General features: G+C 57.8%; 9 protein-coding genes. 3 read left to right on the forward strand and 6 right to left on the reverse strand.

From position 1 onward, the window contains the following. Positions 1-14: 14 nt before the first annotated feature. The 3 genes from Q4577_RS18085 to Q4577_RS18095 form a co-directional block, all read right to left on the reverse strand. On the reverse strand, positions 15-320 hold the full coding sequence (locus Q4577_RS18085; protein ID WP_303471380.1) for a sarcosine oxidase subunit delta: 306 nt from the start codon (positions 318-320) through the stop codon (positions 15-17). After that, on the reverse strand, positions 314-679 hold the full coding sequence (locus tag Q4577_RS18090) for a hypothetical protein (RefSeq protein ID WP_303471382.1): 366 nt from the start codon (positions 677-679) through the stop codon (positions 314-316). The genes Q4577_RS18085 and Q4577_RS18090 overlap by 7 nt, the downstream gene beginning before the upstream one ends. Positions 680-780: 101 nt before the next feature. Continuing rightward, the gene (locus Q4577_RS18095; RefSeq protein ID WP_303471385.1) at positions 781-2,025 is read right to left on the reverse strand and encodes a sarcosine oxidase subunit beta family protein; all 1,245 of its coding nucleotides are present in this window, start codon (positions 2,023-2,025) and stop codon (positions 781-783) included. A 149-nt stretch (positions 2,026-2,174) separates the two neighbouring features. Between Q4577_RS18095 and ruvX the strand changes: the two genes are divergently transcribed. Both ruvX and Q4577_RS18105 read left to right on the forward strand, forming a co-directional pair. Continuing rightward, on the forward strand, positions 2,175-2,648 hold the full coding sequence (gene ruvX / locus Q4577_RS18100; protein ID WP_303471386.1) for a Holliday junction resolvase RuvX: 474 nt from the start codon (positions 2,175-2,177) through the stop codon (positions 2,646-2,648). Positions 2,649-2,680: 32 nt separating this feature from the next. Beyond that, entirely contained in the window at positions 2,681-2,938 is a 258-nt protein-coding gene (locus tag Q4577_RS18105; protein ID WP_303567640.1) for a DUF1289 domain-containing protein, read from the forward strand. Positions 2,939-3,386: 448 nt separating this feature from the next. Here the strand turns inward: Q4577_RS18105 and Q4577_RS18110 are convergent, their stop codons facing one another. The 3 genes from Q4577_RS18110 to dusA all read right to left on the reverse strand — a co-directional run bounded on the left by Q4577_RS18110 (position 3,387) and on the right by dusA (position 6,140). After that, a complete protein-coding gene (locus Q4577_RS18110) occupies positions 3,387-3,989 on the reverse strand; it encodes a hypothetical protein (protein WP_303471388.1) in 603 nt (200 codons plus the stop codon). 222 nt (positions 3,990-4,211) lie between these two features. After that, a complete protein-coding gene (locus Q4577_RS18115) occupies positions 4,212-5,036 on the reverse strand; it encodes a sulfite exporter TauE/SafE family protein (protein WP_303471389.1) in 825 nt (274 codons plus the stop codon). 78 nt (positions 5,037-5,114) lie between these two features. Then, entirely contained in the window at positions 5,115-6,140 is a 1,026-nt protein-coding gene (dusA, locus tag Q4577_RS18120) for a tRNA dihydrouridine(20/20a) synthase DusA (protein ID WP_303471390.1), read from the reverse strand. Positions 6,141-6,413: 273 nt separating this feature from the next. Here dusA and Q4577_RS18125 point away from each other — a divergent pair, with 273 nt between their 5' ends. After that, the gene (locus tag Q4577_RS18125; RefSeq protein WP_303471391.1) at positions 6,414-7,283 is read left to right on the forward strand and encodes a hypothetical protein; all 870 of its coding nucleotides are present in this window, start codon (positions 6,414-6,416) and stop codon (positions 7,281-7,283) included. Positions 7,284-7,322: the final 39 nt, after the last annotated feature.

A 7,322-nucleotide genomic window follows, 5' to 3' on the forward strand; every position in this document is an offset into this window, starting at 1 on the left:
AAAGAGAAGAAGGATCAGTTTTGGCTTTGGTTGATGGCGTCGCGGATATGTTGCGGCGGTTCCAGGACCTGGGCGGGATAGGTGCCAAAGACCTGCAACGTTTGGGTGTCGCGGGCGGCGAGGAACCATTTGCCGCAGCCAAAGGCATGGCGCCAACGTTCAAAATGCACGCCGCGCCGGTTCTGGCGGGCGAAGAGATAGTTGTGGAAGTCTCCGTCGCTGGAGCCGGGGCCGTGGCGGGTGAGATGGGCTTCGCCGCCGGGGCTGAGTTCGGTTTCGTCGGCCTGGATGCCGCAGTAGGGGCATTTGAGGGTTAGCATGTCCAGTCTCCGCAGGCAGTTGCAAAACGATTGACCAATCTATCGCCAAAACCCCATTGCAAAGTCGCTATGAAAACGAACAGCACTTCAAAGAAAACTGACCTATCTTCTTCTTTCAGAACATTTTCTAACTCCGAAGTTTCCTTTTGGAGTTGGAGGCGAACTTCGGCTGCTGAAAGGCTGTTTGATCCAGCCCCATCTAATACTGCGGCGGACACAAAAGAGCGAGTTTGTTCCTTTACCGTTAGGCGAAAGGCATAAGTGGAACGGATAAACGCAAAATGAGCGAGAAACGCGCCGACACCAACTGCGCCAAACGCCTGAAACAACAGAGGGTCAGGAACAACGAGTGAAAACAAAATAGTGCCTCCCCCCCAAAGACCTAGAGCAAGCGTACCCAACCAACGGGAACAATTCGCCCAAACACTAATTCGGCCGTTCAACGATGCGGGTTCATACATCAATGCGCCACCCCCGCTGCCACGCTTTCGTCCACAAATCGCCCCTCGCGGAACCGGTCCAGTCCGAATGCCTCGGTCAATGGCGAATGCCCCTTGGCCATCAGCTCCGCCATGCCCCAGCCGGAGCCGGGGATCGCCTTGAACCCGCCGGTGCCCCAGCCGCAGTTGATGAAACAGCCGTCCAAAGGCGTCTTCGAAAGGATGGGTGAGCGGTCGCCGGTCATGTCGACGATCCCGCCCCATTGGCGCAGCATTTTCAGCCGCGAGATCATTGGAAAGGTCTCGATCAGGGCGCGCACCGTTTCCTCGATATGGTGGAAGCTGCCGCGCTGGGTATAGTTGTTGAAGCCATCCGCGCCGCCGCCGATCACCATTTCGCCCTTGTCGGATTGGCTCATGTAGCCATGCACCGTGTTGGCCATCACGACCACGTCCATGATCGGTTTGATCGGCTCGCTGACCAGCGCCTGAAGCGCGACGGATTCCAATGGCAGCCGGAAACCGGCCATATCCGCCAGCACACCAGAGTGGCCTGCGACCACAAGCCCCAATTTGTCACAGGAAATCGCGCCCTTGGCGGTGTCCACACCGGTGACATGGCCGTCTGATTGTCGGATGCCGGTGACTTCGCATTGCTGGATGATATGCATCCCCATGGCCGAGCAGGCCCGCGCATAGCCCCAAGCCACGGCATCGTGACGCGCGGTGCCGCCGCGCGCCTGCCAGAGCGCGCCAAGCACCGGATAGCGCGGGCCGTCGAGGCGGATGATCGGCAGCAGATCCTTCACCCGTTGCGGCGAAATCCATTCGGTTGCGACCCCTTGCAGGGCGTTGGCATGGGCGGTGCGCTGATAGCCGCGCACCTCATGCTGGGTCTGGGCCAGCATCATCACCCCACGGGGCGAAAACATGACGTTGTAGTTAAGGTCTTGCGACATCGTCTCGTAAAGACTGCGCGCCTTTTCATAAATCGCGGCCGAAGCATCCTGAAGATAATTCGAGCGGATGATCGTGGTGTTGCGCCCGGTGTTGCCGCCGCCCAGCCAGCCCTTTTCGATCACCGCCACATTGGTGATGCCAAAGTTGCGCCCCAGATAATAGGCGGTCGCCAACCCATGCCCCCCCGCGCCGACAATCACCACATCGTAATGCGATTTCGGCTCCGGCGAGGCCCAGGCCCGTTCCCACCCCAGATGATGGCGCGCGGCCTCTCTTGCGATGGCGAAGGCGGAATAACGTTTCATGAATGGCGAATCCCGGTCTGCTGCGTCTGATCTTTCTAGAAGCTTAGCGGGGCTTTTGCGTCTTTCAAATCCGCCACAATCCACGTCAATCGCGACATGGGCGGCGCTTGGGGATTTCCCCCACCCCCACCGCGCGCTAGATGGGGGGTATGATCATCGAAGATATTTCCGAATTCGCCGCCAAAGTGCCCCCGATGACCGCCCTGATCGGGCTGGATCTGGGGGACAAGACCATTGGCGTCGCCGTATCCGACGGATTGCGCACGGTGGCGACACCGCTGGAAACGGTGCGCCGCAAGAAATTCGGGCTGGATGCCGCACGCCTGCAAGAGATCATTGCCGCGCGCGCCATTGGCGGGCTGGTGCTGGGATTGCCGCGCAATATGGATGGATCGGAAGGGCCCAGATGCCAATCCACCCGCGCCTTTGCCCGCAATTTCGAACGGCTGTGGGATGGGCCGATCACGTTTTGGGATGAGCGCCTGTCCACGGTGGCCGCCGAACGCGCATTGTTGGAGGCCGATACATCGCGAAAACGCAGGGCCGAGGTGATCGACCATGTTGCGGCGTCTTATATTCTGCAGGGGGTATTGGACCGGCTGGGCCATTTGGGCCGGGCATGACATCGGAAAAGGCGTCTGGCGCGAAATCAGGCATGAGAGGATCTCTATCGGTGAAAGATGATGTCTGGCAGCGGGACGAAATCGAAAGCCCCTGTGTCAAACTCTGTGTGGTACATCCAGAGGCACGGATTTGTGCCGGCTGTTTGCGGTCGATTGACGAAATCACACGTTGGTCAAAAATGACGCAGCAGGAACGTGCGCGGATCATGGCGGAGTTGCCCAACCGTCGTGGCCATTTGAAAAAGCGGCGTGGCGGTCGCGCGGCCCGGCTGGGACGCGAAGCGACGTGATGAGAGGTGAGAGGTGTCATTGTCCGGTTGATCAGGTGGCCTCAGACACCTGGCCCTTCCAATCTGGCCCCAAAAATCCAGCCTGAGTGAATAGACCGAAATATATGGGCCAAAATTGATGGACCTGCGTGAATGGACCTGAACAGATAGACCTGAGCGTTTTTGCCCGGGTGACCTACCCCGGCAAGCTGGCATTCGTGAGTGAATTTACCCGAGTGGAGACGCCCGAGTAATCTGCCAGCATGGCTTGGCCAGAATGAACTAATGAAAAAAGATACGACCTGGGGAAACTGGCCCGGGGCAAACTGAGCCCAAGGTAATCTGGTTCTTCGGGTCTGGTTCTGAAAGATGTGACCCGAATGATTTGATCAGAGACATGTGCCGGGGCATTCCGCCGCGCCGACCCACATGACAACTGGTATCGCGCCTCGCGATTTATCGGAATGATTTATACTTCACGCTCCAGCTTGATGTCGCGCGGTTTCAGAGCACCATAAGCCCCGACCACCACCGCCGCCAACAGAACGCCGGTTGCATCGTCCAGCATGATCGCGGCATCGGCGCCATCTTCGCCCATCGGTTCGATCCACATATCCGCATCGCTGTCGACGCTTTCTGGCAAGTGGAGGACAAATGTGTCCTGCCCCGGCAAGAAATCTTCGAACACCGGCACATCCGGGAAATCCGTGCTGATTGCGGTTGGGCCAATGGCGGTTGGGCCGATGGCGGCGTCGGACAGAATTGCCGGCGTGATCCAGTCGGCGCTGCCCTCTGCGCTGTCGGCCAAATCCGCCTCTGTCACATCCGCGACGTCAGTGCCGGAAAATTGCGCTGTGGCTGCCAGATCTGCGTCCATCTCGGCGCGGATCAATCCAACCTGGGTCATAAGATCGTTGGCCCCGCCGTCCGCGGTCACCAGATCCATTTCCGAGCTTTCCATTTCATTGGCTGCGGTTTCACTGTCATCGGCCTGATCCGCATCCAGGCCGGTCAACCCGACAACGCCGGCAGTGGTCATACCAAGCCCCAATAACATTAATACTTCAAACATCTCACGCTCCTGCTGCTTCCTTAACAACAAGTTAAACGTGCAATTAGGGCCGATTTTGACCGAAATAAGATAGTTTCTGATTTGGAAAAGGCCAAAATGCGTCAAAGCGCACCGGCGAACTGTCAACTAATTTCGATAACGCACTGTTTTTACAGTATAGTTTTTTAAGACCAGAAAAACCGCCCCACAGCTCAAAATACCGATAGCGGAAACAGTCCTGCCTTAGACCAGGAATACTTTGCGCAGCATGTTCAATGCGACCAGGATCAGAAACAATGCGAACACGCGCTTCAGCGGCTTTGGGTTCATGTTGTGGGCGATCTTCACCCCCAACGGGGCCGTCATCATGGTCATTGCGATCACAATGCCAAAGGCCACAAGGTTGACCGCGCCCAGAGTGAACGGTGGGCGCTGGGCCGGATCAATCTGTAAAAACAGGAAGCCGACAACCGACGGCACCGCAATCAACACACCAAAGCCGGCAGCCGTGGCAACCGCACGGTGAATGGGCGTGTTGTACAGGCTCATCAGCGGCACCCCGAAGCTGCCACCGCCAATCCCCATGAGAACCGACAAAAACCCGACAACCGGCGACAGCATCGCCCGCGTGATCCCGCCGGGCATCTTGCTGCCAAGCCGCCATGTCGCCCGACCAAACCCAAGGTAAAGACCAATGACAACACCCAGACATCCAAACAGGATCTGCAAGGTCTCGGACCGCAGGGACGCCGCGACAAACACGCCAACAATGGCGCCCAGGGCAATCCCCGGTGCCCAGGTTTTCAGGATGGTCCAATCGACCGCACCCTTGCGGTTATGGCTCAGCACCGAACGCAGGGATGTGACAATGATTGTCGCAAGCGAGGTCGCAAGACACATCTGCATCAATTGCGGCCCGCCATAGCCCAGGGTCTGAAAGGCATAGAAAAAGGCGGGCACCAGAACAATTCCGCCGCCGACCCCCAAAAGCCCGGCCAAGACGCCGGCAAAGCCGCCAATCACAATCAGCAAGACCAACATCTGCAACAATAACATGGTGTCCGGCATCGTGGTCTCCCTGATGAACCGGGCCGCAATACACGCCCCGGGCGGAAAGGAAAAGCCGCACCGCGCCGGTTTCGGGCCTCAGACCACCACGGGGTCCACCGCTGCCAGTGCACGCAGCACCAGCTCTGGCCCGGCGCCTTTTTGTGAGGCACCTTCTGACAGGATGCGCCGCCATTGCCGCGCCCCCGGCTGGCCCGCGAACAGGCCCAGCATATGGCGGCTGATCTGATGCAACCGGCCCTGTGCCATCAAATGCCGCTCGATATAGGGAAGCATGTCGCGCACCGCATCTTGCGGGGTGGCCATGGGATCGGCGGCTGCGAAAATCGCCGTATCCGCCCGCCCCAGTACATCCCACGGCTGATGATAGGCCGCCCGCCCGATCATCACGCCATCCAGCCCCTGATCCAGAAAGCCCCGCGCCTGTTCCAATGTGGTGATGCCGCCATTGACCGAGATGTGCAGATCGGGAAAGGCGGATTTCATCGCCACCACCAGCGGATAATCCAGCGGCGGCACGTCGCGGTTTTCCTTGGGGGACAACCCTTGCAACCACGCCTTGCGCGCATGAATGGCAACCCGCGACACCCCTGCCGCAGCAATTCTGTCAAGAAAGGCCGGAAGCACATCGCGCGGCTCCTGGTCATCCACCCCGATCCGGCATTTCACCGTGACCTCGACATCCACCGCCGCACGCATCGCCGCACAGCAGTCCGCCACCAGATCCGGCTGTTTCATCAGCACCGCACCAAAAGTGCCCGATTGCACCCGGTCCGAGGGACAGCCGACATTCAGATTGATCTCGTCATATCCCGCATCCGCCCCCAGTCGGGCCGCCGCCGCAAGCTCCGCAGGATCCGACCCGCCAAGCTGCAACGCCACAGGATGCTCAGCCGGATCATGCTCCAGCAAATGCACCGCCCCACCCCGCACCAAGGCGGGCGCCGTGACCATTTCCGTATACAACAAAGCCCGCCGCGACAAAAGCCGATGCAAATAGCGGCAATGACGATCCGTCCAATCCATCATGGGTGCAACGGACAGGCGTGCAGCGCGGACAACGTCCGATTTCCCTTGTTTTATTGGGTTTCCCTGCTCAGCCATCCGTTCCGTTTTCCTTTATTTGGGGCCTGTTTGCCCCCGTTTTTGCCAATGGTGCAACAAAATGTTGCACCGAACCCGAAATGTTGCACCGCCGCGTACGCGATCCTCCGCGCCTTTTTTCCATCATGGAAACGGCTGCAACCTCCCGCATCGACACAGCCCACGTCAACGCAACAGCGGTGAGTTATCGAACCTTGAGCATGGATCCAACCGCCCAACGGTTCTTGAGCCGATTTCCCGGATATCGAAACACACATCTGAGAGGAAATCCCCATGGGAACCATTATGACGCGCGCAAAGAAGGACGGATCACAGAGCTATACCGCTACCATTAGAAAGAAGCAAAAGGGCAAAGTCGTCCTGACACTGACCGAAACATTCCCCAATGAGCGATCAGCAAAGCGTTGGATCAAACAACGCGAGAGCGAATTGAAAACCAAAGGCGCAGTGGACAAAGTGGTCCAGGCAAAGAAGCGTAAAACTTGGTCCGATGTGATCGCCGATTATTGCGCAGCTTCCCCCAGTGAATTTGGAAAGACAAAGACTGCCAATCTCGCGTATCTCCAGCGTCTGGAGTTTGGTAAAATCGCAGTTGAGGAAACAGACGACCATACATTTTTCAAGCTGGCGCAGGACTTGCTGATCGGCGTGCAAGCCCCACCGGCCGATGAGAAATTGGATTGCCCAGAACACTACAATCTGAAGCCACGATTGCCACAGACAGTCAATTCATACATGGCAACCTTGCGTACTGTGGTTCAATACGGTGGTCCAATCAGCGGGATTCAAATGCCTCTTGCCGAATTTGAAACGGCGAAGCTTACACTAACACACCAGGGGCAAATCGCGCGATCAGCCAAGAGAAACCGTCGGCCAACGCTCGATGAGATGGATCGGCTGATGGCGTATTTCCATGATAACTATATGGCCGACACGCGGCGCGTCCCGATGCACAAACTGGTAGGTGCGGCCATCGCTCTGGCTCATCGTCAAAAGGCGTTGTCTCTGATCCCCTGGAGTGATTTCGACGAAAACAATGCGCGTCTCACAATCCGCAACATGAAACACCCTCGTCAAACAGTCGGTAACGATAAAGAGACTTGGATTGACCTGCCCCCCGCGAAATCCCTCACCGTAATGTAGAGTCTGCGCCAACTCTGAAGGAGCAGACAGATGCGAAAG

Origin of the sequence: Marinovum sp. 2_MG-2023 (assembly GCF_030548265.1) — a bacterium.
In the GTDB taxonomy this organism is placed as follows: Bacteria; Pseudomonadota; Alphaproteobacteria; order Rhodobacterales; family Rhodobacteraceae; genus Marinovum.